Source organism: Methylobacterium sp. J-090 (assembly GCF_022829345.1).
Taxonomy (GTDB): Bacteria; Pseudomonadota; Alphaproteobacteria; order Rhizobiales; family Beijerinckiaceae; genus Methylobacterium.
The window spans coordinates 38,155-61,784 of the sequence record NZ_JAKSXV010000094.1; the positions used below are offsets into that span (position 1 = coordinate 38,155).

General features: G+C 69.1%; 22 protein-coding genes and 1 pseudogene. 16 read left to right on the forward strand and 7 right to left on the reverse strand.

The window, feature by feature from the left end; genetic code table 11:
- Positions 1 to 19: 19 nt before the first annotated feature.
- The 3 genes from MKK49_RS16660 to MKK49_RS16670 all read left to right on the forward strand — a co-directional run bounded on the left by MKK49_RS16660 (position 20) and on the right by MKK49_RS16670 (position 2,076).
- Positions 20 to 1,267 carry an LL-diaminopimelate aminotransferase gene (locus MKK49_RS16660; protein WP_244030522.1) on the forward strand — a complete coding sequence of 416 codons (1,248 nt, stop codon included), beginning with the start codon at positions 20 to 22 and terminating at the stop codon, positions 1,265 to 1,267.
- Positions 1,268 to 1,406: 139 nt separating this feature from the next.
- Entirely contained in the window at positions 1,407 to 1,619 is a 213-nt protein-coding gene (locus MKK49_RS16665; protein WP_244030397.1) for a hypothetical protein, read from the forward strand.
- Positions 1,620 to 1,758: 139 nt separating this feature from the next.
- Positions 1,759 to 2,076: a hypothetical protein gene (locus MKK49_RS16670; RefSeq protein WP_244030399.1), complete on the forward strand. Its 318-nt coding sequence runs from the start codon at positions 1,759 to 1,761 to the stop codon at positions 2,074 to 2,076.
- 16 nt (positions 2,077 to 2,092) lie between these two features.
- Here the strand turns inward: MKK49_RS16670 and MKK49_RS16675 are convergent, their stop codons facing one another.
- Positions 2,093 to 2,497, reverse strand: coding sequence for a DUF2809 domain-containing protein (locus MKK49_RS16675; protein WP_244030401.1), 405 nt, complete (start codon positions 2,495 to 2,497; stop codon positions 2,093 to 2,095).
- Positions 2,498 to 2,595: 98 nt separating this feature from the next.
- Between MKK49_RS16675 and prfB the strand changes: the two genes are divergently transcribed.
- A protein-coding gene (gene prfB, locus MKK49_RS16680) for a peptide chain release factor 2 (RefSeq protein ID WP_244030403.1) occupies positions 2,596 to 3,724 on the forward strand; the annotation gives its coding sequence in 2 pieces (ribosomal slippage) (positions 2,596 to 2,664 and positions 2,666 to 3,724; 1,128 coding nt in all).
- Positions 3,725 to 3,732: 8 nt separating this feature from the next.
- On the opposite strand, the gene MKK49_RS24545 is transcribed toward prfB, so the two are convergent.
- Positions 3,733 to 4,887: a M23 family metallopeptidase gene (locus MKK49_RS24545; RefSeq protein WP_279595585.1), complete on the reverse strand. Its 1,155-nt coding sequence runs from the start codon at positions 4,885 to 4,887 to the stop codon at positions 3,733 to 3,735.
- Between the two features lie 150 nt (positions 4,888 to 5,037).
- On the reverse strand, positions 5,038 to 5,505 hold the full coding sequence (locus MKK49_RS16690; protein WP_244030405.1) for a peroxiredoxin: 468 nt from the start codon (positions 5,503 to 5,505) through the stop codon (positions 5,038 to 5,040).
- Between the two features lie 138 nt (positions 5,506 to 5,643).
- Here MKK49_RS16690 and MKK49_RS16695 point away from each other — a divergent pair, with 138 nt between their 5' ends.
- Positions 5,644 to 9,093, forward strand: a complete 3,450-nt coding sequence (locus MKK49_RS16695) for a DUF3971 domain-containing protein (RefSeq protein ID WP_244030407.1) — start codon at positions 5,644 to 5,646, stop codon at positions 9,091 to 9,093.
- Between the two features lie 42 nt (positions 9,094 to 9,135).
- On the opposite strand, the gene tyrS is transcribed toward MKK49_RS16695, so the two are convergent.
- A complete protein-coding gene (gene tyrS, locus MKK49_RS16700) occupies positions 9,136 to 10,413 on the reverse strand; it encodes a tyrosine--tRNA ligase (RefSeq protein ID WP_244030409.1) in 1,278 nt (425 codons plus the stop codon).
- A gap of 112 nt (positions 10,414 to 10,525) precedes the next feature.
- Between tyrS and MKK49_RS16705 the strand changes: the two genes are divergently transcribed.
- From MKK49_RS16705 to ribB, 4 genes are all read left to right on the forward strand, one after another.
- Positions 10,526 to 11,665 (forward strand): anhydro-N-acetylmuramic acid kinase, encoded by a 1,140-nt coding sequence (locus MKK49_RS16705; RefSeq protein WP_244030411.1) that lies wholly within the window; start codon positions 10,526 to 10,528, stop codon positions 11,663 to 11,665.
- Between the two features lie 78 nt (positions 11,666 to 11,743).
- Entirely contained in the window at positions 11,744 to 12,835 is a 1,092-nt protein-coding gene (locus tag MKK49_RS16710) for a catalase family protein (RefSeq protein ID WP_244030413.1), read from the forward strand.
- 83 nt (positions 12,836 to 12,918) lie between these two features.
- Positions 12,919 to 14,022: a chorismate synthase gene (gene aroC, locus MKK49_RS16715; protein WP_244030415.1), complete on the forward strand. Its 1,104-nt coding sequence runs from the start codon at positions 12,919 to 12,921 to the stop codon at positions 14,020 to 14,022.
- Between the two features lie 50 nt (positions 14,023 to 14,072).
- Positions 14,073 to 15,149: a 3,4-dihydroxy-2-butanone-4-phosphate synthase gene (gene ribB / locus MKK49_RS16720; RefSeq protein WP_244030417.1), complete on the forward strand. Its 1,077-nt coding sequence runs from the start codon at positions 14,073 to 14,075 to the stop codon at positions 15,147 to 15,149.
- A gap of 22 nt (positions 15,150 to 15,171) precedes the next feature.
- On the opposite strand, the pseudogene fusA reads toward ribB, so the two are convergent.
- Both fusA and MKK49_RS16730 read right to left on the reverse strand, forming a co-directional pair.
- Positions 15,172 to 16,044 (reverse strand): annotated as a pseudogene (fusA, locus tag MKK49_RS16725) (elongation factor G); the annotation flags it as partial.
- Positions 16,045 to 16,232: 188 nt separating this feature from the next.
- On the reverse strand, positions 16,233 to 17,162 hold the full coding sequence (locus MKK49_RS16730; protein ID WP_244030419.1) for a histone deacetylase family protein: 930 nt from the start codon (positions 17,160 to 17,162) through the stop codon (positions 16,233 to 16,235).
- Between the two features lie 190 nt (positions 17,163 to 17,352).
- On the opposite strand from MKK49_RS16730, the gene MKK49_RS16735 reads away from it, so the two are divergent.
- The 7 genes from MKK49_RS16735 to MKK49_RS16765 all read left to right on the forward strand — a co-directional run bounded on the left by MKK49_RS16735 (position 17,353) and on the right by MKK49_RS16765 (position 22,792).
- Entirely contained in the window at positions 17,353 to 17,994 is a 642-nt protein-coding gene (locus tag MKK49_RS16735; RefSeq protein WP_244030421.1) for a L,D-transpeptidase, read from the forward strand.
- Positions 17,995 to 18,161: 167 nt separating this feature from the next.
- On the forward strand, positions 18,162 to 18,599 hold the full coding sequence (locus MKK49_RS16740; RefSeq protein WP_244030423.1) for a hypothetical protein: 438 nt from the start codon (positions 18,162 to 18,164) through the stop codon (positions 18,597 to 18,599).
- 190 nt (positions 18,600 to 18,789) lie between these two features.
- Positions 18,790 to 20,793, forward strand: a complete 2,004-nt coding sequence (locus MKK49_RS16745; protein ID WP_244030425.1) for an acetyl/propionyl/methylcrotonyl-CoA carboxylase subunit alpha — start codon at positions 18,790 to 18,792, stop codon at positions 20,791 to 20,793.
- Between the two features lie 13 nt (positions 20,794 to 20,806).
- On the forward strand, positions 20,807 to 21,238 hold the full coding sequence (locus MKK49_RS16750; protein WP_244030427.1) for a gamma-glutamylcyclotransferase family protein: 432 nt from the start codon (positions 20,807 to 20,809) through the stop codon (positions 21,236 to 21,238).
- A gap of 13 nt (positions 21,239 to 21,251) precedes the next feature.
- Entirely contained in the window at positions 21,252 to 21,530 is a 279-nt protein-coding gene (locus tag MKK49_RS16755) for an acylphosphatase (protein WP_244030429.1), read from the forward strand.
- 90 nt (positions 21,531 to 21,620) lie between these two features.
- Positions 21,621 to 22,343 carry a DUF599 domain-containing protein gene (locus tag MKK49_RS16760; protein ID WP_244030430.1) on the forward strand — a complete coding sequence of 241 codons (723 nt, stop codon included), beginning with the start codon at positions 21,621 to 21,623 and terminating at the stop codon, positions 22,341 to 22,343.
- 188 nt (positions 22,344 to 22,531) lie between these two features.
- On the forward strand, positions 22,532 to 22,792 hold the full coding sequence (locus tag MKK49_RS16765) for a DUF3253 domain-containing protein (RefSeq protein ID WP_244030523.1): 261 nt from the start codon (positions 22,532 to 22,534) through the stop codon (positions 22,790 to 22,792).
- Here MKK49_RS16765 and MKK49_RS16770 read toward each other — a convergent pair.
- Positions 22,750 to 23,586, reverse strand: a complete 837-nt coding sequence (locus MKK49_RS16770) for a YdcF family protein (protein ID WP_244030432.1) — start codon at positions 23,584 to 23,586, stop codon at positions 22,750 to 22,752. The two genes, MKK49_RS16765 and MKK49_RS16770, sit on opposite strands and share 43 nt — an antisense overlap.
- Positions 23,587 to 23,630 lie beyond the last annotated feature (44 nt).

A 23,630-nucleotide genomic window follows, 5' to 3' on the forward strand; every position in this document is an offset into this window, starting at 1 on the left:
CATGGACACCGTGAAGGCCATGACCGACTTCCACCGCATCAAGCGCCTGCCGCCCTACGTCTTCGAGCAGGTGAACCGGATCAAGGCCCAGGCCCGCGCCAACGGCGCCGACATCATCGACCTCGGTATGGGCAATCCCGACCTCGACGCCCCGAAGCACGTCATCGCCAAGCTGGTCGAGACCGCCGGCCGTCCGCGCACGGACCGCTACTCCTCCTCGAAGGGCATCGCCGGCCTGCGCCGCGCCCAGGCGAACTACTACAAGCGCCGCTTCGGCGTGAGCCTGAACCCCGACACCCAGGTGGTGGCGACGTTGGGCTCGAAGGAGGGCTTCGCCAACATGGCCCAGGCGATCACGGCGCCGGGCGACGTGGTGCTGGTGCCCAACCCGAGCTACCCGATCCACGCCTTCGGCTTCCTCATGGCCGGCGGCGTGATCCGCTCCGTCCCGGCCGAGCCGACCCCGGCCTTCTTCCCGGCGATCGAGAAGGCGATGCAGCACTCGATCCCCAAGCCCGTGGCGATCGTGGTCTGCTATCCGTCGAACCCGACGGCCTACGTGGCGAGCCTCGATTTCTACCGGGACCTCGTCGCCTTCGCGAAACGCCACGAGATCATCATCCTGTCGGATCTCGCCTATGCCGAGGTCTATTTCGAGGGCGAGCCGCCGCCCTCCGTGCTGGAAGTGCCCGGCGCCATCGATTGCACGGTGGAGTTCTCGTCCCTGTCGAAGACCTTCTCCATGGCCGGATGGCGCATGGGCTTCGCCGTCGGCAACGAGCGGCTCCTCGCAGCGCTGACGCGGGTGAAGTCCTACCTCGATTACGGGGCGTTCACGCCGATCCAGGTGGCGGCGACCGCCGCCCTCAACGGGCCGGAGGATTGCATCGTCGAGATGCGGTCGATCTACAAGAAGCGCCGCGACGCCCTCATCGAGTCGTTCGACAAGACCGGCTGGAAGATCCCGAGCCCCTCGGCCTCGATGTTCGCCTGGGTGCCGATCCCGGAGAAGTACCAGTCCCTCGGCAGCCTCGAATTCTCCAAGCTGCTCCTGGAGAAATCCGACGTGGCCGTGGCCCCCGGCATTGGATTCGGCGAGCATGGCGACAACTACGTCCGCATCGCCCTCGTCGAGAACGAGCAGCGCATCCGTCAGGCCGCGCGCAACATCCGGCGGTTCTTCGACACCTCCGACCGGACGCTGCACAACGTGGTCCCGCCCGTCGAGCCGCCAGCGGGCTCGACCCCGCTCGCCAAGGCCGGCTGAGGCGTGGTCTCGCCGCGGTTGTTGCGCGGCGGCGACAGGCACCGGCAAAGCGGTGCGCGGGCGGCCGGCGCGGCTTGTCACCCGCGTTCCGCATCCGCAGGGTCGGGCGATGACGCGAGTTCATTCGCCAGAGGATCGCATGCGCCGATTGACCCTCCTTGCCGCGCTGGCTCTCGCCGCGTCGGCCGGCGCCTGCGCCCCGAAGCCCATCGTCGCTCGCGATCCGGTGCCCGCTCCGGCGCCCGGTCTCGGCTATGCCTGCGATTCCCGCCCGACGGTGCTCAACGCGTTCTACTCGACCTGCACGCCCGTCCAGCGCGAGCGCGATGTCGTGATCCACTCCAAGGGCTGACCGGGAACAGGGGGGTTACCGGGAGACGCGTGGCGTTTCCCACAGGGCGACCCTCAAGCGCCACGGACAGGCCGACGGGTTTGCGCCATGGTGGACCGCAGCGTACTTCCTCGATCCCGCCCGTCCCTGGAGTTTATCCGTGCCGCTGACCTCGCGAACCGCCCTCGCCGCCGGCCTCATCGGCCTCGGACTCACCGCCTCTGCCCTGGCCGAGACCCGCTACCACGGCGCCGATGGCCCGGTGGTGCTGCCCACCGATCTCGGCACGGGACGGCCGTTTCCCGACGATCCGCGCGCCATCCCGGTGCCCAGCGTGATGAACGGCGGCGGCTTCGGTTTCACGGGCACAGAATACTTCAGCGACAGCCGCAGCGAGGGCCGCCTCGACGGTTCGACCCGCCCGCGCGAATACGTCCTGAACCCCGCCCGCATCGGCCCGCAGGATTATCGGCGCTAAGGGAACGGGCCGCGCCTCAGGCGGACCCGCGCCGTAGCCGCAAATCCACGAGGGCGGCAACCGTGATGCCCGTGCCGTAGGCCACGACATTCCACGGCGAAAAGATCCGCCCGAGGAGGAGCTGGCCCGCGAGGGTCAGCCGGAAGGCGTCGAGCCCCGGCGTGTGGACAAGGCGGAACAACTCGACGGCAAGCGCCACGACGGCGGCCAGCACGACGATGCGGCGGCGGGGCCGTGGCAGGAGGGTCGCGACGAGGCCGTAGACCATGGCGCCCCACAGGATCGACCCGCCGTACTTCACGATGCCCGGCGGAAATCCCACGGGCACGAGGCGCAACGCCGTCCCAGTCGCCACTACGGCGAGGGTGGCGGCGAGGAGGCTGAGGCGCTCGCCGAGGGGGGAGACAGGGTCGCGGGTCATGGTTCGGGGCGCCATAGTGGGGAGGTCCGGCGTTTACACCACGCGGGCGGGTCGGTATCACCCGCGCTCACACCTCGCACACGAGTCCGAAACACCAGATGCGCGCCGAGATCGAACAACTCTCGGATGCCGCCAAGCAGTCGATCGGACTGCTGAGGAGGCATCTTTGACTGGGATACCGTCGAGAAACGCCTCGCGGAGCTGAACGCGGCGTCCGAGGACCCGGCCCTGTGGAACGACGCGGAGGCCGCGCAGACCGTCATGCGCGAGCGCACGCAGCTCGACGAGGCCGTCACCTCCATCAAGCGCCTGTCGCAGGACCTCGAGGATGCCGCCACCCTCATCGAGCTCGGCGAGATGGAGGGCGACCAGGACATCGTCCTGGAGGGCGAGAACGGGGTTCGTGCCGTCGAGGCCGAGGCCGCGCGCCGCCAGATCGAGACCCTGCTGTCGGGCGAGGCCGACGGCTTCGACACCTACCTCGAAGTCCATTCGGGCGCCGGCGGCACGGAGAGCCAGGACTGGGCCAACATGCTCCAGCGCATGTACGGCCGCTGGGCCGAGCGCCGGAAGTACAAGGTCGAGATCGTCGAGTGGTCGGACGGCGACGAGGCCGGGATCAAGGGCGCCACGCTCCTGATCAAGGGCCACAACGCCTACGGCTGGCTCAAGACCGAGTCGGGCGTGCACCGGCTGGTGCGCATCTCGCCCTACGATTCGAGCGCGCGCCGGCACACGAGCTTCGCCTCCGTGTGGGTCTATCCGGTGATCGACGACCGCATCGTCATCGAGATCAAGGAATCCGACTGCCGCATCGACACCTACCGGTCGTCGGGGGCCGGCGGCCAGCACGTGAACACCACGGACTCGGCCGTGCGCATCACCCACAACCCCACGGGGATCGTGGTGGCGTGCCAGCAGGAGCGCTCGCAGCACAAGAACCGGGCCACCGCCTGGAACATGCTGCGCGCCCGCATGTACGAGGCCGAGCTGAAGAAGCGCGAGGAGAAGGCGAGCGCCGAGGCCGCCGCCAAGACGGATATCGGCTGGGGTCACCAGATCCGCTCGTACGTGCTCCAACCGTATCAGCTGGTGAAGGACCTTCGCACGGGGACACAGTCCACGGACCCGGACGCGGTGCTCGACGGCGCCCTCGATCCGTTCATGGAGGCGTCCCTGGCCCAGCGCGTCTACGGCGGTGCCGATGCCGTCGAGGACCTCGACTGAAGCGAGGCCTAGGGCTGGCTGAGGATATCGGCCACGCGCAAGAAGCGCTGCGGATCGACGGGCTCGCCGTCGATCCGGGTCTCGTAATGGAGGTGGCTTCCCGTCGAGCGCCCCGTCGAGCCGACCCGGCCGACGATCGCCCCGGCGGCGACCCACTGCCCCGGACTCACCGCGTAGGCGGAAAGGTGCGCGTACCGCGTCGCCAACCCGTGACCGTGATCGATCTCCACCATGTTGCCGTAGCCGCCGTTGTAGTCGGCCACCGTGACACGGCCGGCCGCCGTGGCGCGGGCCGGCTCGCCGGTCTCGGCGCGGAGATCCAGGCCCGTATGCATGGCGTAACCCCGGGTGAACGGGTCGAGGCGCGCCCCGAAGGTGCTCGACACGGGCGCGGATCCGGAGATGGGCCGGCGCAGTGGCAGGGCCTCGGCGATGCGGCGCAGGCCCGCCGCCTCCGCGACGGCGCGCTGGGCCTGCGCCACGGCGAGGCCGAACGGATCGTCGCCCAGGGGCACCAGGGGACCGCCGAGTCCGGCCTCGGGGGGCTCGAACCGCGACGGGTCGAGACCGATCCGGGCGACGAGGCCGCGCAGGCGCTGGACCGTGCGGCCGGCATTCGCACCGATCCCCGCGATGGTGCGGGACTGGGCTTCGGCGAGGCCGTCGAGGCGCCGTTCCAGATGCGCCACGGTGATGCCGGTGCGGCGGGCGGATTCGCGCGCCCCGCGCAGGTCGAGGGAGTCCGTATTCGGCTCGGGCGTCGGGAACGGCTTGGCCACCGTGCCCGGGCGCCGCGAAGCGGCATCGACGGGGGCTTCCTCCTCGACCGTCGTTTCGGGCAGGCGTCGGCCGAGCGAGTCGCCGGCCAGGGTCGAGAGCACGCCCTGACGCGATTCGAGGGCGGCCTGGCGCCGGGACAGATCCGTCAGCCGCGCGGCGAGACCGTCGCGGGTCGTCACCTGCTCCAGGGTCGTCCGTTCGAGCTCGAGGCGCAAAGCCGCAATACGCGACTCGTAGCCGTACTGCATCGTGCTCTGCTGGGAGACGAAGCGAGCGAGCACTTCGTCATGGAAGACAAGGTAGTAGGTGGCGCCTCCGGCCCAGACCGTTGCGCATGCCAGCGCCACCCCGAGCCCCCGAACAAGACCGGTTCCCGCGCGCATCTTCGCAGGGAGCACCGTCTTGCCGGGTGGCTTACGGGAGATGTGAGGCATCGATGCGCACCTGATTCAACGCGCACCATCTGACCGGATCAGGGTTAACGAAGCCTCACTGCGACCCGTATGGGATTCACCATGCCCCTGCGCGGCGGATCACGCCTGGGCCTGCGCCGCCGCCAGCACCTCTTCGGCATGACCCGGGACCTTCACCTTGGGCCAGATTCGGGCAATGCGCCCCGTGCGATCGAGGAGCATGGTGGTGCGCTCGACGCCCATGTACTTGCGACCGTACATGCTTTTCTCGGCCCAGACGCCGTAGGCCTCGAGCATGGCCTTGCTCTCGTCGGAGGCGAGGGGAAAGGTGAGGTCGTACTTCGCCCGGAATTTGTCGTGGCTCTTGACCGAATCCGGCGACACCCCGATCACGATCGTGTCGGCGGCCGCAAATGCCGCGCCCAGGGCGTTGAATCCCTGCGCTTCCAGGGTACACCCGCTCGTGTCGTCCTTCGGATAAAAGTAGAGCACAATTTTGCGGCCCGCGAGGTCCGCGAGACGGACGGCGTCGCCGCCCGCCCCCGGCAGGTCGAAGTCGGGAGCCTGATCTCCGGTATCGAGGGGCATGATGCCTTCCTTTCGGCCGATTGATGGTGTGCCTGGGGCCAACGCCACGGCCCGGGCCGGATGCCCGAGAAGCCTTTCCTCCACGGACCGCCGCTCGATAGCCCGAGGGTGCGTTCCGATCCAGCGGCTCAAGGATTGATGGTTCAGGACACGGTCACGGGTGTGCGACCGGGCCGCGTGGCCGGACAGCGGCGGCGCTGGCTGCTCTGGCCGGCGCTGATCCTCGTGCTCGGCCTCGGCATCGGTCTCGCCGGTCTGGTCTGGCGCTTGTCGAGCGGCCCCTTGCGCATCGACGGCATGTCGGAGCGCGTCGCGTCGGCCATCGCCGGCAGCATCGGCGCGGGCTGGCGCGTGTCCCTGCGCGACAGTGCCCTCGAACTCGACTCCGAGAACTCACTGGCCCTCAGGGTGGCCGGCCTCGACATCTACAATTCCGAGGGCGCCCTCGTGGTGCGGGCGCCGCAGGCCGTGGTGAGCCTCGACACCTGGGGCCTCGCCCGCCTGTCGGTGCAGCCCCGGGCCATCGAGTTCCGCGATCTCCAGATGACGGCGCTGGTCCACCGCAACGGCGCCATCGCCTTCGCGGCCTCCGACCCCGCCCAGGCCGGGACCGTGCAGCCCCACACCCTGCCGAGCGTCGATGCGACGCAAGGCGCCGTCTCGCCCATCTCGGCCACCGTCGCGTCGATCTTCGGCGTCGTGCTCGATTCGGCCGGCATCGTCGGAGCGCTGGACCGGGCGCGGATCACCAACGGCCGCCTCACCCTCATCGACGACGACGCCCGCCAGCGCGCGGTGTTCGAGCACGTCAACGGCCTGTTCCACCGCGACGCCACCCGCAACGCCCGGGTGTTCGAACTGCGCATCGACGGGCCGCACGGGGAATGGCGCTTCGGCGGCGACCTGCAGGAGGCCGGCGGCACCCATCGCAGGGGCGTCATCACCCTCGACGATCTGCCGATCACCGATCTGCTCCTCCTGTCCGGCCAGTCGAAGCTGCCCGTGGAGACCGATCTGAAGCTCTCGGCCAGGGCCGACGTCGCCCTCGATGCCGGGCGGATCGAGACGATGGCGGCCACCATCCGCACCAGCGACGGAAACTTCCTCATCGAGGAAAAAGACTTCAACCCCGTCACCATCGAGAGCCTGGAGGCGCAGGTGAGCTGGGACGAGGCCGGCCGCGCCATGAAGCTCGATGCCCTCGATTATCGCGGCGGCGGCAATTCCGCCCACCTCACCGGGGCGTGGATCGCGGGCGGGCCGGACTCCGACATCGCCTGGACCATGACCCTCGACGGGCGCGACGCTACCCTGAGGGGCGCCAATGCGCAGGACCCGCCCGTCGCCATCGATTCCCTGTCAGCCCACCTCACGGGCCGGGCCGGCGGCATCGCCATCGACGATTTCTCGGTGAAGGCCGGGCCGGCAAGCGGACGGATCACCGGCACCCTCGGCACCACCGCCGACGACGACGGGTTGACCCTGCATATCACCGCCGGCAACACCGACGGGCGCATGGCCCTGCGCCTGTGGCCGGAACACGTGGCCCCGCCGGCCCGAAACTACCTCGTCGACTATCTCCGCGGCGGCCGGGTCGACACCGTGGACATCACGGTCGACATGAGTGGCAGCGAGCTCGCCGCCGCGACGCGCGGGGAGCCGATGCCGGACAACGCCGTGCGGATCGCCTTCTCCGTCTCCGACGCGACGCTGGCCGTCTCGGCCGATGCACCGCCCCTGAGCCGGGGCCGCGTCACGGGCGTCATCACCGGTCTCACCACCACCATCCGGGGTGTCACCGCCGACCTGCGCATGCCCGATAACCGCAGCCTGTCGATCACCGACGGCGCGTTCGTAATCCCCCGAATCACTCCGGAGGCGGTGGTGGCCCAGATCGGCCTGCGCCTCGGCGGTGGAGCCGACGCCCTGGTGTCCCTGATGCAGACGAAGATGTTCAAGAGCCTCACCGGTGTCGATATCGATCCGGCGAGCGTCAAGGGCACGGCCGACCTGCGCATCGATTTCCCGCTCAACCTCAAGCACATCCCTGACCTGCCCGATCTTCCGGTGACCATCGCGGGGACGCTGGCCGACATCGGCGTCGACAAGGCCTTCGGCAAGGAGCGCCTCGATGCCGGGCGGTTCACGGTGTCCTACGATCGCGGCGCCTTCGCCCTCAAGGGCGACGCGCGGGTGCTGGGCTCGCCCCTCACCGTGGATCTGCGCCAGCCCAAACCCGGGGCCCCCGGCGAGGTCCTCATCAACCTCAGCCTCGACGAAGCCCTGCGCGCCAAGAAGGGCCTGCCGGTCAGCCCGCAGATCACCGGGTCGATCCCCGTGAAGATTGCCGTGCCCATCGGGCGCCCGGGGACGGGCAAGCCGCCGATCCGGATCGAGGCGGATCTGGCCCGCGCCGCCATCGACGGCGTCGTCCCGGGCTTCGCCAAGGCCGCCGGAAAGCCGGGACGCCTCGCGTTCACCCTGACGGAGAGTGCCGGGGGCGGATCCTACGAGTTGCGCGACATCGTCCTCGACGCCGCCCCCGCCCAAGCGCGGGGCACCGCCACCCTCGGCGCCGACGGCCAGGTCGAGCGGGCCGACCTATCGAGCCTCAAGCTTTCGCCCGGCGACGACATGCGCCTGCAACTGGAGCGTTCCGGGAACAGTTACCGCATCGCCGTGAAGGGCGCCGTGGCCGATGCCCGGCCGGTCCTGCGCGGCCTGACCGGCCCGGAGGGCAAGGGCAAGAGCGACTCGGCTCCGAAGGATATCGACGCCGACCTCTCGCTCGCCATTCTCACCGGCTTCAACGGCGAGGCCCTGACCAACGCCACCGTCAAGCTCGTCCTGAAGGGCAGGGACGTGCGCTCCGGCCGCGTCCAAGGCCGCTTCGGCGCTGCCCCGTTCAGCGCTCAGATCGGCCGCTCGGATCAGGGACCGATGCTCACGGTGGATACCCAGGACGCTGGCGCCACCCTGCGCTTCGCCGACATCTACAAGCGCATGTACGGCGGCAAGCTCATCATGAGCACGGCCCTCAACGATGGGCCGCAGGCGGGCGTCGTGCAGGTCCGCAACTTCGTCCTGCGCAACGAGCCGGCCCTGTCGAGCATCATGGCGCAGGGCCCGGCGAGCACCGAGATCGTCGATGCGCGGGGCCGCAAGCAGGTGGTGCAAAACGCCGGCAACGACGTGACCTTCGACCGTCTGCGCGCCAACTTTGTCCGCACCGGCGCCAGGGTCGATTTCACCGATGCGGCGATCTCCAACGCCGCCATGGGCTTCACCATGAACGGCTACCTCGACACGGCCAAGGAGCGCACGGACATCAACGGCACTTTTGTGCCGCTCTACGGCTTGAACAACGTCGTCTCGCAGTTGCCGATCCTCGGCCAACTCCTGGGCGGGGGCCACAACGAGGGCCTGTTCGCCCTCAATTTCCGCGTCGCCGGGCGGTTGGCCAAGCCCGATGTCAGCGTCAACCCGCTCTCTGCCCTGGCGCCGGGCATCCTGCGCAAGCTCTTCAGCGCAGGCGGCGGCAACGATGGGATCGCCGGGGCCGCGCCCATGGGCGAGACCGAACGATAGCCGTCCGCCCAGCCCGACGGATGGCGAGCGGGAAGCGCAGGCCTAACCGACCTTCAACAGGACGTGTTTCTTGCGGCCGAACGAGAGCTTGATAACACCGTCCGCTGTCACGTCGCCCGTGCGCAGCACGGCGCGCTCGTCGGTGAGCGCCACGTCGTTGACCCGCAGGCCGCCGCCCTTGATCTGGCGCCGGGCCTCGCTCGTGGACGGCACCAGCTTCGCGTATTCGGGACCGAAGGCCGAGAGCACGCCGAGGCCGGCGTCGAGGAGCGCGGCCGAGACGATTACGGTGGGCAGGTCCTGGGCCACGCTGCCTTCGACGAAGGTCTTGCGGGCCGTCTCGGAGGCAGCGTCCGCCGTCTCGCGCCCGTGCATCAGGGCCGTCGCCTCGCTGGCCAGCACCTTCTTGGCCTCGTTGATCTCGGCGCCCTGGAGCGCGGACAGGCGGGCGATCTCCCCCATGGGCAGCAGGGTGAACAGCTTGAGGAAGCGGCCGATATCGGCATCCTCGGTGTTGCGCCAGAACTGCCAGTAATCGTACGGCGACAGCATGCCGGCATCGAGCCACACGGCCCCGGCGGCGGTCTTGCCCATCTTGGCGCCCGACGCCGTGGTGAGAAGCGGGCAGGTGAGGCCGTAGAGCTGCGGAGTGCCCATCCGGCGGCCGAGATCGATGCCGTTGACGATGTTGCCCCACTGGTCGGAGCCGCCCATCTGCATCGTGCAGCCGTACCGGCGGTTGAGCTCCACGAAGTCGTAGGACTGCAGGATCATGTAGTTGAATTCCAGGAACGACAGTTCCTGGTCGCGCTCCAACCGCATGCGAACGCTGTCCATGGACATCATCCGGTTGACGGAGAAGTGCCGGCCGATGTCGCGCAGCATCTCGATGTAGTTGAGCTTCGTCAGCCATTCGGCGTTGTCGACCATGGTCGCGGCATTGCCGCCGCCCTCGAAGATGAGGAACCGGGCGAAGGTCTTCTGGATGCCGACCTTGTTCTCCTCGATCTGATCGAGGGTGAGGATCTTTCGCGATTCGTCGCGGCCCGAGGGGTCGCCGACCCGGGTGGTGCCGCCGCCCATGAGGGTGATGGGGGTGCCGCCCGTAGCCTGCAGCCAGTGCAGCATCATGATCGACAGGAGGTGGCCGACATGGAGCGAGGCCGCCGTGCAATCGTAGCCCACATAGGTGGTGAGCCGTCCGTCCAGCGCCGCCGCGTCGATGCCGGCGAGGTCCGAGCCCTGATGGATGAAGCCGCGCTCGGACAGGACCCGCAGGAAGTCGGATTTCGGGGCGAAGGCGTCGGGCGCGGAGGACATGGACGGTTCCGGTGTCGGAGGATTGCGGATCGGGACAGGGCGCGGACCGGCGTGATAGCACCGCGCGTCATTGCGCCGGCTCTTAGCAGGGCTGACCGAGGAAGGCACGACCATGACCATGATGCGCGCGATCGGCCTGATGAGCGGCACCTCCCTCGACGGCGTCGACGTCGCCCTCATCGAGACCGACGGGCACGACGTCCGGGTGGTGCAGAGCCACAACGGCTACCTCGAACCTCTCGGCCCCACGGGCTATCGCGGCTACTCGGACGAGGATCGCGACCTGCTCCGCCGCGCGCTCGCCGATTCCGAGGCCGTCGTCGCACGGGAGGACCGGCCGGGGTGCCTCGCCGAGGCGGAAGCATTCGTCACCACGGCCCATGCGGAGGCGGTGGAAAGTTTTCTTGCGGACAATGGTCTCACGGCCGCCGACATCGACGTCATCGGCTTTCACGGTCAGACCGTGGTGCATCGGCCCGACCAGCGCATGAGCGTGCAGATCGGTGACGGTGCCGCCTTGAGCCGTCGCCTCGGCATCCCCGTGGTGTCGGACCTACGTCATGCCGACATCGCTGCGGGCGGCCAGGGGGCGCCGCTGGTGCCGGTGTTCCACCAGGCCCTGGCCCGCGCCTCCGGCTTCGAGGGGGCGCTCGGCATCCTCAACATCGGCGGCGTCGCCAACGCGACGCTCATCGCCTCGAACGGCGAGGTCATCGCCTTCGACACCGGCCCCGGCAACGCACTCATCGACGACTGGATGCGCGAGCGCACGGGCCGCCCCCTCGACGACGGCGGCCGTACCGCCGCGCGGGGTCGGCCCGACGAGCCGCTGCTGGCCTGGCTCCTCATCCACCCGTTCTTCGCGCGCCGGCCGCCGAAATCCCTCGACCGCAACTGGTTCTCGCACAAGCTCGCGGGGCAGCTCTCGACGGAGGACGGCGCGGCGACTCTGACCGCCTTCACGGCGCGTGCCGTGGCCCGGGCCCTGGACCACGCCCCCGAGATTCCGACCCGATGGATCGTGGCCGGCGGAGGCGCGCGCAACGGCGAACTCGTGCGCCTGCTCAACTACCATTTGCGCGCCGAGATCACGACGGCCGACGCCATCGGCTGGTCCTCGGCTTATCTCGAGGCCCAGGCCTTCGCGCATCTGGCCGTGCGCTCGATGAAGGGGCTGCCGATCACGTTTCCCTCGACCACCGGGGTCCGCGAGGCGATCACGGGCGGCGTGCTGGCGCGGCCAGGCGACTGAGGTCACACACCGATTCGTGACCGGACACGGAGGCGGCGGCGCGCGTTCTCCCCTGGAATTCCTCCAGACGGGTGGACCATGACCAAGACCTACCTCCGGTATCACGACGACATCGAGACGCCGAAGCCCGATGAGGATGCGGTGATCGACCAGATCATCGCCTCGATGACCCGCGAGAGCGAGACCACGGCCAAACGCTACGGCCACGCCGTGCGCGCCTCTCATGCCAAGGTCAGCGGTGTCGTGGTCGGCGAGCTCCAGATCCTCGACACCTTGCCGCCGGAGCTGGCGCAGGGCCTGTTCGCCAAGCCCGGCACCCATCCGGTGGTGGTGCGGTTCGCGCAGGGCCCCGGAGAGCTCCTCAAGGATTCCGTCTCGACCCACCGCGGCATGGCGATCAAGGTGTTCGATGTGGAGGGCGAGACGCTGCCGGGTCACGACGGCACCACCCAGGATTTCGTGTTCGCCACCGGCCCGGTCTTCCCCGATCCGGACGCCGCGGGATTTCTCGGCAGCATGAAGCAGCTGGAGATGGGCACCAAGGCGCCGGAGGACATGAAGGTCGCCGTCTCGAAGCTGGCCCAGGCCGCCAACACCCTGGTCAAGACCTTCACCGGCAAGGACACGCCGATCCTCGACTTCTTCGGCCATGCGCCGAAGCATCCCCTGGCCGAGCCGTATTATAGCCAGGCGGCGCTCCGCTACGGCGACCACGTCGCCAAGGTCGCCGCCTTCCCGGCAACCCCAGACCAGGACGCCCTGGCTCGGCAGACACTCGATCCGGGCGCCGACCCGGACGTGTTCCGCCACGCCGTGGCGGCGCATTTTCGAGAAGCGGAGGTCGTGTTCGAGATCCGGGTCCAGCTCTGCACCGACCTCGAGGCCATGCCGGTCGAGGACGCCTCGAAGGAATGGTCCGACGCGAGAAGCCCCTATCGCACGGTCGCCCGCCTCGTCCTGCCGGTGCAGGTGGCCGACAGCCCGGCGCGCCTCGCCTACGCCGACGACGTGCTGTCGTTCCGCCCCGCCCACAGCCTCGCCGCGCACCGGCCGCTCGGCTCCCTCATGCGGGCACGGCTGAAGACCTATGCGGCCCTCTCGCGCTTCCGGCACGAGCGCAACGCCGTCCGTGAGATGGAACCGCGGGGAATCGCGGACGTCCCGGCCTGAGCATCGCCGGGCTGGTGCCGCAGGGGACGGGCACCGGCCCGGCATTTGTGAGTCGCGAAAACCCGCGCTAGAGCGGGGGCACCATGTCCCACAACACCTTCGGCCATCTCTTCCGCGTCACCACCTTCGGCGAGAGCCACGGGGTCGCCCTCGGCTGTGTCGTCGACGGCTGCCCGCCCGGGATCGCCATCGAGGCGGCCGACATCCAGGCGGAACTGGATCGGAGAAAGCCCGGCCAGTCGCGCTTCACCACCCAGCGCCGCGAGCCCGATCAGGTCCGCATCCTCTCGGGCGTCTTTTCCGATGACCGCACGAAGGGCGTCCAACTCACCACCGGCACGCCCATCGCCCTCGAGATCGAGAACACCGACCAGCGTTCGAAGGACTATTCCGAGATCCGCGACAGCTATCGCCCGGGCCACGCCGACTACGCCTACGACGCCAAGTACGGCATCCGCGACTATCGCGGCGGGGGTCGCTCCTCGGCACGGGAGACCGCCGCCCGGGTGGCGGCCGGTGCCATCGCGCGCCGGGTCCTGCCCGAGGGCGTGATCATCCGCGCCGCCCTGGTGCAGATGGGCCCGCACGCCGTCGACCGGTCGCGCTGGGACTGGGACGAGGTCGCCCGCAACCCGTTCTTCTGCCCCGATGCCGAGACGGCTGCGTTCTACGAGACCTATCTCGACGACATCCGCAAGGATGGCTCCTCCATCGGCGCGGTGATCGAGGTGGTGGCCGAGGGTGTGCCTCCCGGCCTCGGCGCGCCGATCTACGGCAAGCTCGACGCGGATCTGGCGAGCGCGATGATGTCGATCAACGCGGTCAAGGGCGTCGAGATCGGCGACGGCTTCGCGTCCGCCGCGCTGCGCGGCGAGGACAACGCCGACGAGATGCGCTCGGGCAATGCCGGGGCCCCGACCTTTCTCGCCAACCATGCCGGCGGCGTGCTCGGCGGCATCTCCACCGGCCAGCCCCTCGTCTGCCGGTTCGCCGTCAAGCCGACCTCCTCGATCCTCACCCCGCGCATGAGCGTGACCCGCGACAACCGCGACGTCGATCTCATCACCAAGGGCCGCCACGACCCCTGCGTCGGCATCCGCGCCGTGCCGGTGGCCGAGGCCATGATGGCGTGCGTGCTCGCCGATCACTATCTGCGCCACCGGGGGCAGGTGGGCGCGCGGGCCTGAGCCCGCCGCACACCGCCGTGCCCGCCTTAGCGATCCTGAGAGATTTGCCCGTGCCTCACACCCATGTCACGCAGGCCATCGAGGCCTATGCCCGCGGCGAGATCGTCGTGGTCACCGACGACGACGACCGCGAGAACGAGGGCGACCTCGTCGTCGCCGCTTCCCTCTGCACGCCGGAAAAAATGGCGTTCATCGTCCGCAACACCTGCGGCATCGTCTGCGCGCCCTTGACCCGCGCCGAAGCCCGGCGGCTGCGCCTCGACCCCATGGTGGCCGCCAACGACGCGCCGCTCGGCACCGCCTTCACCGTGACCGTGGACGTCAAGCACGGCCTCACCACGGGCATCTCCGCTGAGCAGCGCTGCAACACCGTGCGGGCGCTCGCCAACGGCAACATGGGCGAATCGGACTTCGTCCGCCCCGGCCACGTCTTCCCGCTCATCGCCAAGGATGGCGGCGTGCTCATGCGCTCGGGCCACACCGAGGCCGCAGTCGACCTGTGCAAGTTGGCGAACCTGCCGCCCGTGGGCGTGATCTGCGAACTCGCCAACGACGACGGCACCGTGATGAAGGGCCCACAGATCACGGCGTTCGCGGACCTGCACAACCTCAGGCGCGTGTCGGTGGCCGACCTCATCGCCTACCGCCAGTCCCGCGAGAAGCTGGTGGAGCGGGTAGGCACCTTCCCGGTCAACACCGAGTCCGGCGCGATGACGGGCTACGCCTACACCACGCCCTTCGAGACCGTGCAGCAATTCGCCTTCGTGCATGGCGACATCGGCGACGGCCACGACGTGCTTGTGCGCCTGCATCGCTCCAACGTGGTCGCCGACGTCATCGAGGGCGGGAAGCAGATCGAGGCGGTGATGCGCCGCTTCGCCCGGGAAGGGCGCGGCATCCTCGTCTACCTTCGCGACGGGTCGGCGGGTGTCCCGCTCCAGTCCTATGCCGAAGAAGGCGCGGAGGCTCAGCGCGTCCGGGCGTGGCGCGAAGTGGGCCTGGGCGCCCAGATCCTGCGCGACCTCGGTGTCGTCTCGATCCGGAATCTCGCGACCTCGTCGCGCGCCTATGTCGGCCTGTCGGGCTTCGGGATCGAGTTTCTGGGAGATGAGCGGCTGGAGGGGTAGGCTTCGAAATCCCGGAGTCGGGTCAAGCGCGCAGGGCGAGCGCCGCCGCGGGTGGGTGCCGCCCGTCGTTCGGCGGCACGGGGGCGTAGTGATTGAAGGCCATCGTCAGGGTCGCACGTCCTGAGGCGAGGCGGCTGAGCCGCTTGGCATATCCCAGCATTTCCGCCAGCGGCACCATCGCGCTCACGACATTTGGCCGGCCAGAAGGGACCCGATCCTGAATCTGGCCGCGCCGACCTTCGAGATCGTTGGTGATGAGGAGGGCTTCCTCCTCCGGCGCGACCACCTCGACAGACATCATGGGCTCGAGAAGCTGCGAAACGCCCATCCGGAGGGCTTCGCGAAGCGCCGCCCGCGAGGCGACCTCGAAGACGAGCGCCGATGAATCGATGTCGTGATAGGCAACGTCCACCAGCTCGACCCGGATATTGACCACGGGGAAACCCGCCAGGATGCCGGCTCCGAGCACTGCGTCGAGGCCTTTCTCCACGCCCGGACGGTATGCCCGCGGTACGACATCGCCGATGATCTTCGAGGCCAGCGCGAAGCCTTTACTGGGTTGGTTCGGCTCGACGACGAACCTCACGCGGGCGAACCGACCGATACCGCCGGTCTGCTCGTCGTGGGTGTAGTCGACCTCGGCGCGCTCTGTGAGCGTTTCACGATACGACACCTGCGGCCGGCCGATCGTCGCATCGAACGTCTCCGTCCGGCGCAGTACATCGACGATCCTGTCGAGTTGAACCTCGTCCATCCCCTTCAGAATCGTCTGGCCGGACCGACGATCGACTGAAAAACGGAACGACGCATCACCAGCCGCGAGCCGTGAGAGGGCAAGGCCGAGCTTCTCTTGGTCCGCCTGCGATTTCGGCTCAACGGCGATTTCGATCAGCGGCCAGGAAGCAGATGTCACGACTGCCTCACGTATCCAGTTTCGTAAATCCAGGAACGTCCCCGAATCTCCAGACGAAACTCGTACACGATGGTGAATGGGTTCCGCAGCGGGCGTCAACCTTAAACTCGGACGTCACCGCGACATCGTCACGGTTCCCTTCCGTGGCATCGCCGTGATCCGGCGACGCCTCAACGCCCCATCAAGGCATCCATATGGGCGGCGACCGACAGACCCAACCCCTTGAGGCTGTAGCCTCCCTCCAGCACGGAGACGACGCGGCCACCCGCGTGCTTCTCCGCGATCTCCATGACCCGTCGCGTGGCCCAACCGAAATCGGCTTCGTCGAGCTGGATATGGGCCAGGGGATCGAGCCGGTGGGCGTCGAAACCCGCCGAGATCACGATGAGATCCGGGGCGAACGCCTCCAGCCGGCGCAGGATGCCGGCCTCGAACACCTCGCGGAACCGCTCGCTGCCGTCGCCGGCGCGCAGGGGCACGTTGACGATGGTGTCGTGGTTGCCGCGCTCGGAGGAGGCGCCAGTGCCGGGATAGAGCGGCATCTCGTGGGTCGAGGCGTAGAGCACGCTGGCATCGTCCCAGAAGATGTCCTGCGAGCCGTTGCCGTGATGGACGTCCCAGTCGACCAGGGCGACGCGGTTGGCGCCGTGGGCTTGCCGCGCGTGGCGGGCCGCGATGGCGGCGTGGTTGAACACGCAGAAGCCCATGGCCTGCATGCGCTCGGCGTGGTGCCCGGGCGGGCGCATGGCGACGAAGGCGTTGCGGCACTCGCCCGTCATCACCGCGTCGACGGCGTGAACCGCACCGCCGACGGCGCGCAGGGCCGCCTCGATGGTGCCGGGCGACAGGAGCGTGTCGCCGTCGATCTGGACGAACCCTTCGCGGGGAGCCGCCTCGATGAGGGCCTGCACGTAGGGCACGGGATGGACCAGGGTCGGCACCGCCGGGTCGGCGAGGGGCGCGAGCCCGCGCACCAGACCGGCGAATCGCTCGTCCTCCAGGACACGTTCAACGGCGCGGATACGGTCCGGGCATTCGGGATGCCCCGCCGGCATGGCGTGGTCGAGGGCGGCGGGATGGCTCACGTAAAGCGTCGTCACATCATCCCTCCCGAGCGGATACCACCGTTGTCGTTGCTTCAAGGCAACAGGCGATGCAAATGCGCCACGTCTTGCGTGCGTGACCCTACGCCGGGATGCGCGCTCGGGTTAGGTTGCGCAAGACCTTATCAACCAAGTTTATGTCGAGCCGGATCTTCGGCCGATATGGGCACGCCGACAGGCCCGTTCCATGCGCGCACTTCCGCTCCTCGCCGTCCTCGCGGGCGCACTCCCCCTTGCCGCCTGCAACACCCAGACGGCGAACGTGGCGGCGCCCACCGCGCCGGTGGTTCAGACGTCCCTCGCCGCTCCGGCAGCCCTCACGGGCGAGGCACGCGACAAGGAGTGGATGAAGCTTGCGCCCAGCGCCGTCATCGATCCGAAGATCGCCCGCGCCACCATCGACTATCCGACCCGGGAGGCGCCCGGCACCGTCATCGTGGTCACCAAGGAGCGCCGGCTCTACTTCGTGCTGCCCGACGGCAAGGCCGTGCGCTACCCCGTCGCCGTCGGCCATGCCGGCATGGCCTGGGCCGGCACGGCGGAGGTCGATCGCAAGGGCGAGTGGCCCGACTGGAACCCGCCGCCCGAGATGCTGGCGCGCCGGCCCGATCTGCCCAAGCGCCTAGAGGGCGGCCCGACGAGCCCGCTCGGAGCCCGCGCGCTCTATCTCGCCGAGAACAAGAAGGACAATCTGTTCCGCATCCACGGCACCAACGAGCCGGAGAAGATCGGCCAGGCGGTCTCGTCGGGCTGCATCCGCATGCTCAACGCCGACGTCGTCGATCTCTACGAGCGCGTGCCCATCGGCTCGAAGGTCGTGGTGCGCTGAGCCGGGCGGGTTTAGACATCTTTCGATAAGTCTCATTCGTGATCAGGCTTTAACCTGAACGTCGATTCAGATTTGGCCGTTAACTGCTTGAAGCCTCCCGGCCCGCATAGTCCAACCATAGACACGGGCACAGACCGGCAAAGATGAAGCCGGGGAGGAATCAAGACATGATCAACCATTCGCTTCAGCTCTTCTGCAACCGTACCGTCGCCGCCGGCCGCATCACCGTTGCCGACACCCAGGCGCTCATGCGCGATGTGCTGTCGGACGGCCTCACCCATCGCGACGAGGCCGACATGCTCATCGCCCTCGATCGGGCGGTGCCACAGATCGATCCGGCCTTCCGCCTCTACCTCACCGCCGCCATCGTCGATTTCACCGTCTGGGGCGAGCGGCCCACGGGCACCATCGATAGCGACACGGCGCGCTGGCTCGCCGCTTCCCTGCGCAACGGCACCGGCCCGACGTTCCTCGCCGGTCAGATCGCCCAGGCCGTGGTGCGCGAGGCCCAGTCCTGCGACGAGGCCCTCATCGCTTTCGCCCTGGAGGCCAACCGCCGCCGCGCCGCCGAGCCTACCCCGGTGGAATTCCTCGCGGCGGCCTGAGCGGGCGGCGGCGAGCCGGGTTTCACCCGAAGCCCCGGACGCGACCTCGGGGCCCGGGCAGACCTGGACTGAAGAAACCCCATCACACCGGGCCGGTCAGCTTTCCGAAGCCGGAGAACTGCTTTAACGGGAACGAGCTTGGGCGTCCCGCGCGCCCCGACCTTTCCTGACCGACCAGAGTGCCGGACCGATGTTCGAGAAGATCCTGATCGCGAACCGTGGCGAGATCGCCTGTCGCATCATCAAGACGGCCCGCCGCATGGGCATCAAGACCGTGGCGGTCTACTCGGACGCCGACCGTGACGCCGTGCACGTCGCCATGGCCGACGAGGCCGTGCATATCGGCCCGGCCCCGGCGGCACAGTCCTACCTGCTCATCGACAAGATCATCGACGCCTGCAAGCAGACCGGCGCTCAGGCCGTGCATCCGGGCTACGGCTTCCTGTCCGAGCGTGAATCATTTCCGCGTGCCCTGGAGGCCGCCGGCATCGTCTTCATCGGCCCCAATCCGGGTGCCATCGCCGCCATGGGCGACAAGATCGAATCGAAGAAGGCGGCATCCGCCGCCAACGTCTCCACGGTGCCGGGCTTCCTCGGCGTCATCGAGAGCCCCGAGCACGCCGTCACCATCGCGGACGAGATCGGCTATCCGGTGATGATCAAGGCCTCGGCTGGCGGCGGCGGCAAGGGCATGCGCATCGCCTACTCCTCCGACGAGGTCGCCGAGGGCTTCGCCCGCGCCAAGTCCGAGGCGGCCTCGTCCTTCGGCGACGACCGGGTGTTCGTGGAGAAGTTCATCACCGATCCGCGCCACATCGAGATCCAGGTGATCGGCGACAAGCACGGCAACGTGATCTATCTCGGCGAGCGCGAGTGCTCGATCCAGCGCCGCAACCAGAAAGTCATCGAGGAAGCGCCGTCGCCGCTCCTCGACGAAGCGACCCGGAAGAAGATGGGCGAGCAGGCCGTGGCCCTGGCGAAAGCCGTGAACTACGATTCCGCCGGCACCGTCGAGTTCGTCGCCGGCCAGGACAAGTCGTTCTACTTCCTCGAGATGAACACCCGCCTGCAGGTGGAGCATCCGGTCACCGAGATGATCACCGGCCTCGACCTCGTCGAGATGATGATCCGCTCGGCCTACGGCGAGGCGCTTCCCCTGGCGCAGAACGATGTGAAACTCGACGGCTGGGCCGTCGAGAGCCGCGTCTACGCCGAAGACCCCACCCGCAACTTCCTGCCTTCCATCGGCCGCCTCACCACCTACCGGCCGCCGGCCGAGGGTAAGTTCGGCGACGCGATCGTGCGCAACGACACCGGCGTGGAGGAGGGCGGCGAGATCGCGATCCACTACGATCCGATGATCGCCAAGCTCGTCACCTGGGCGCCGACCCGGGCGCAGGCCATCGAATCGCAGGGCGAGGCCCTCGATGCCTTCGCCATCGACGGCATCCGCCACAACATCCCGTTCCTGTCGGCCCTGATGGCGCATCCGCGCTGGCGCTCGGGCAACATCTCCACGGGCTTCATCGCCGAGGAATTCCCGGAGGGCTTCTCCGCCCCCGAGCCCGAGGGCGAGATCGCTCAGGTCATGGCGGCGGCGGCGGCGGCCATCGACCACAAGCTCAACACCCGCAAGCGCGGCATCTCCGGGCAGATGCGCGATCCGGCCCTGCTCCACTTCGAGCGCGACCGCGTCGTGGTCCTGGCCGGGCAATCCCATCCCGTCACCGTCGATGCGGTCGGCGGCACGCTCATCGTCACGGGCGCGGACGGAACGACCTGGCCCGTCCAGAGCGACTGGTGTCCGGGCGAGCCCGTGTGGCAGGGCGAGATCGCCGGCAAGCGCGTGGCCATGCAGGTGCGCGGCCTCCTCAACGGCGTCGCGCTCCAGCATGCCGGTGCGGCGGCGCAAGCCCGCGTCTACACCCGGCGCGAGGCCGAACTCGCCGCCCTGATGCCGGTGAAGGTCGATGCGGGCTCGGGCAAGCAGGTGCTCTGCCCGATGCCCGGCCTCGTCAAGGCGATCCTCGTCAAGGAAGGCCAGGAGGTGAAGAACGGCGAGGCGCTGGCCATCGTCGAGGCGATGAAGATGGAGAACGTTCTGCGCGCCGAGCGCGACGCCACCGTCTCGAAGATCGCGGCGAAGGAGGGCGACAGCCTCGCCGTCGACGCGGTGATCCTCGAGTTCGCCTGAGCTGGAGCGGCGCGTGCCGCTCTACTTCGCCTACGGCGCCAACATGGACGCGGCCGCCATGGCCGCGCGTTGCCCGGCCTCGCGCCTGGTCGGGCAGGGGCGGCTCAACCGCCACCGCTTCATCGTCATGCGCGAGGGCTACGCCTCGGTGGTGCGCGATCCGCGCGCCACCGTGTGGGGCGTGGTGTGGGACCTAGCGCTCGCCGACGTGCCGGCGCTGGACCGCTACGAGGGCGTGGCCGGCGGCCTCTACATCAAGGCCTACCAGCCCATCACTCTGAAGGGCGGCGCGAAGCGTGCCCTGATCTACCTCGGCGGCAGCAGCGCCCAAGGGACACCCCGACCCGGCTACCTCGAATCGGTCCTGGCGGCGGCGGATGCGGCGCAATTGCCGGCGCCCTACATCGGGGAGCTGCGCTGCTGGCTGCGGGGCCGGGTCGCATGAGAAGGCGCGGGGCATGAGCCGAACCAGAACCGTCGAGGCGATCATCCACGGTCGCGTGCAGGGCGTCGGCTACCGGTTCTGGACCAAGGGCGAGGCCGAGCGCCTCGGTCTCTCGGGCCACGTCCGCAACCGGCCCGACGGCACCGTGGCGGCAGCCTTCTCGGGGGAGGCCGACGCCATCGCGGCCATGCTCGCCGCATGTCGGCAGGGGCCGCCCGGGGCACGGGTGACGGACGTCGTCGAGCGCGACGGCCCTGCACCTGCAGCCGGCTTTCACATCCTGCACGACTGAAACGGCGGGCCGGCCGTAACCCTGGACAGGGGGCCGCCTTCCGCGTTAGCGCCGGGACGGTCGCGATCGGCCCGGCATCAGGCGCACCCGATGATCACGGCGGACTTCTCCTACCTCGACTTCGCCGCCCTGTGCTTCTTCCTGGCGGCCTGGGGCGGCTACGGCATGGCGGTCTCGCGGATGCGGGGCCGGCGCACCAGCCTGAGCCAGATCATGAACCGGCAGCGCGAGATCTGGGCGCAGCAGCTCATCCACCGCGACAACCGGGTGGTCGACACCACCATCAACGCCTCGCTTCAGAACGGCACCGCGTTCTTCGCCTCGACTTCCCTCATCGCGCTCGGCGGCGTCCTCACCCTGTCGCGCTCGGGCGACGACGTGCTGACCCTGTTCGGCGCGCTGCCCTTTGGGGCCGTCGCCACGCGGACGACCTGGGAGATCAAGGTCGCGGGACTGGCGGTGGTGTTCATCTACGCGTTCTTCAAGTTCTCCTGGGCCTACCGGCTGTTCAACTACGGGGCGATCCTGCTCGGCGCGGTGCCGCCCAAAGGCTCGAGCGCCAGCATGGCCGCGATGCAGCGGGCCGCGGGCCGGGCGGCGGCAATGAACATCGCGGCCGGCTCCCACTTCGCGCGCGGGCAGCGGGCGTTCTTCTTCGCCCTGGCCTATCTCGGCTGGTTCGTGAGCCCGGTTCTCCTATTCGTCACCACCACGGCGGTGGTCTGCGTGATGTGGCGGCGTCAGTTCAGTTCGAAAATCCGCGCCGCCCTCCTGGCGCAGGACGACGGGAAAGGGCAGGGGTTGGACCCATGACCAATCCGAAGAAACCACCCCGCAAGACCGCCATCGCCAGGGCCGCCGCCGCCAAAGCGCTCAAGGGCAAGAAAACGGCTGCCAAGAAAGCGGCCGAGAAGCCCGGCGCGAAGGCTCCCCCGGCCCCGAAGGCCGCGGCACCGCAGCCTCCGGCAGCCCCCGTTCGCAAGGGACCCAGTGAAGATCTCATCGCAGAGACCATCCTGCGCCTCCTGGCCGAGCGCGGTCCGGGCAAGACCGTCTGCCCCTCGGAAGTGGCCCGCGACATCGGCGGCTCGCAGCCCGAGGTCTGGAGCCCGATGATGCAGCCCGTGCGCCGCATCGCCGTGCGGATGACCAAGGCCGGCCAGATCGCCATCCTGCGCAAGGGCAAGCCCGTGGAGGATGTCGATGATTTTCGCGGCATCTACCGGCTGGCGCTGCCGGCCGCCGGCTCCGAAGAGGCCTGAGGCGCCGGCATCCAGGCATCGGTGTAGCCGGCGAGCCGATACACCACGAGGCCGATCCACTCCTTGACGGCGACGTCGAGGAGGGCGAGCCCATCGGATGCAAAACTGTTGAAGCGGACCGCATCGCGCGGTCCGGCCGTGCGGTAATCCACCGGATAGGCGGCCACGGTGAAGCCGGCCACCCGAAAGCAGCCGACGGCGCGGGGCATGTGCCAGGCCGACGTCACGAGGAGCCAGCGCTCGCCGGGCTTCGGCTTGACGAGATCGGCGGTGAAGGCGGCGTTCTCGCGGGTGTTGCGCGAGCGATCCTCCAGGATGAGGCGGGTGCGCGGCAGACCCAGACCGTCGGCGGTGCGCCCGACGATCGCGGACTCGGACACCTCGCCCGGCCGCAGCGCGGCGCTTCCGCCCGCGAAGGCAAGACGCGCGTCTGGATAGCGCCGGGCGAGGTCGGCCAGGGCGATCTGGCGCTCCCCGGCCTCGTTGAGGACGAGCTGATCGCGCGCCGCCGACAGGCGCGTCTCGACGGCTCCACCGAGGACGACGATGCCGGCCACCGGCGTGCCGTCGTCGACGAAGGCCGGGAACCGTTCCTCCAGGGGCAGGGCGACCCAGAGGGCGAGGGGGGAGAAGCCGGCCACGAGAAGTGCGAGGGCCGCCGTCAGGGCCAGCCCGCCCCCGAAGCGGCGCCAGCGCCCGAAGACCGAGAGGAGCGTCCCGGCGACGACGGCCAGGATCAGGAGGTTCGACGGTGTGATGACGAAGAAGATCAGCTTCGAGAGCGGAAAGAACATGGCGCGAAAGCGACCTTCAGGGGAGGGGACGCAAGGCCTGGACC

Excerpts from the sequence above, each read along its gene's own strand:
- MKK49_RS16690 (WP_244030405.1), bottom strand. The coding sequence starts at position 5,505 with ATGCCCCTCGATACCGGAGATCAGGCTCCCGACTTCGACCTGCCGGGG.
- MKK49_RS16735 (WP_244030421.1), top strand. The coding sequence starts at position 17,353 with ATGCGCGCACTTCCGCTCCTCGCCGTCCTCGCGGGCGCACTCCCCCTT.
- MKK49_RS16710 (WP_244030413.1), top strand. The coding sequence starts at position 11,744 with ATGACCAAGACCTACCTCCGGTATCACGACGACATCGAGACGCCGAAG.
- aroC (WP_244030415.1), top strand. The coding sequence starts at position 12,919 with ATGTCCCACAACACCTTCGGCCATCTCTTCCGCGTCACCACCTTCGGC.
- MKK49_RS24545 (WP_279595585.1), bottom strand. The coding sequence starts at position 4,887 with ATGCGCGCGGGAACCGGTCTTGTTCGGGGGCTCGGGGTGGCGCTGGCA.
- MKK49_RS16770 (WP_244030432.1), bottom strand. The coding sequence starts at position 23,586 with ATGTTCTTTCCGCTCTCGAAGCTGATCTTCTTCGTCATCACACCGTCG.
- MKK49_RS16760 (WP_244030430.1), top strand. The coding sequence starts at position 21,621 with ATGATCACGGCGGACTTCTCCTACCTCGACTTCGCCGCCCTGTGCTTC.
- MKK49_RS16695 (WP_244030407.1), top strand. The coding sequence starts at position 5,644 with ATGGTTCAGGACACGGTCACGGGTGTGCGACCGGGCCGCGTGGCCGGA.
- MKK49_RS16660 (WP_244030522.1), top strand. The coding sequence starts at position 20 with ATGACCGACTTCCACCGCATCAAGCGCCTGCCGCCCTACGTCTTCGAG.
- MKK49_RS16675 (WP_244030401.1), bottom strand. The coding sequence starts at position 2,497 with ATGACCCGCGACCCTGTCTCCCCCCTCGGCGAGCGCCTCAGCCTCCTC.
- MKK49_RS16705 (WP_244030411.1), top strand. The coding sequence starts at position 10,526 with ATGACCATGATGCGCGCGATCGGCCTGATGAGCGGCACCTCCCTCGAC.
- MKK49_RS16740 (WP_244030423.1), top strand. The coding sequence starts at position 18,162 with ATGATCAACCATTCGCTTCAGCTCTTCTGCAACCGTACCGTCGCCGCC.
- MKK49_RS16665 (WP_244030397.1), top strand. The coding sequence starts at position 1,407 with ATGCGCCGATTGACCCTCCTTGCCGCGCTGGCTCTCGCCGCGTCGGCC.
- MKK49_RS16755 (WP_244030429.1), top strand. The coding sequence starts at position 21,252 with ATGAGCCGAACCAGAACCGTCGAGGCGATCATCCACGGTCGCGTGCAG.
- tyrS (WP_244030409.1), bottom strand. The coding sequence starts at position 10,413 with ATGTCCTCCGCGCCCGACGCCTTCGCCCCGAAATCCGACTTCCTGCGG.
- MKK49_RS16745 (WP_244030425.1), top strand. The coding sequence starts at position 18,790 with ATGTTCGAGAAGATCCTGATCGCGAACCGTGGCGAGATCGCCTGTCGC.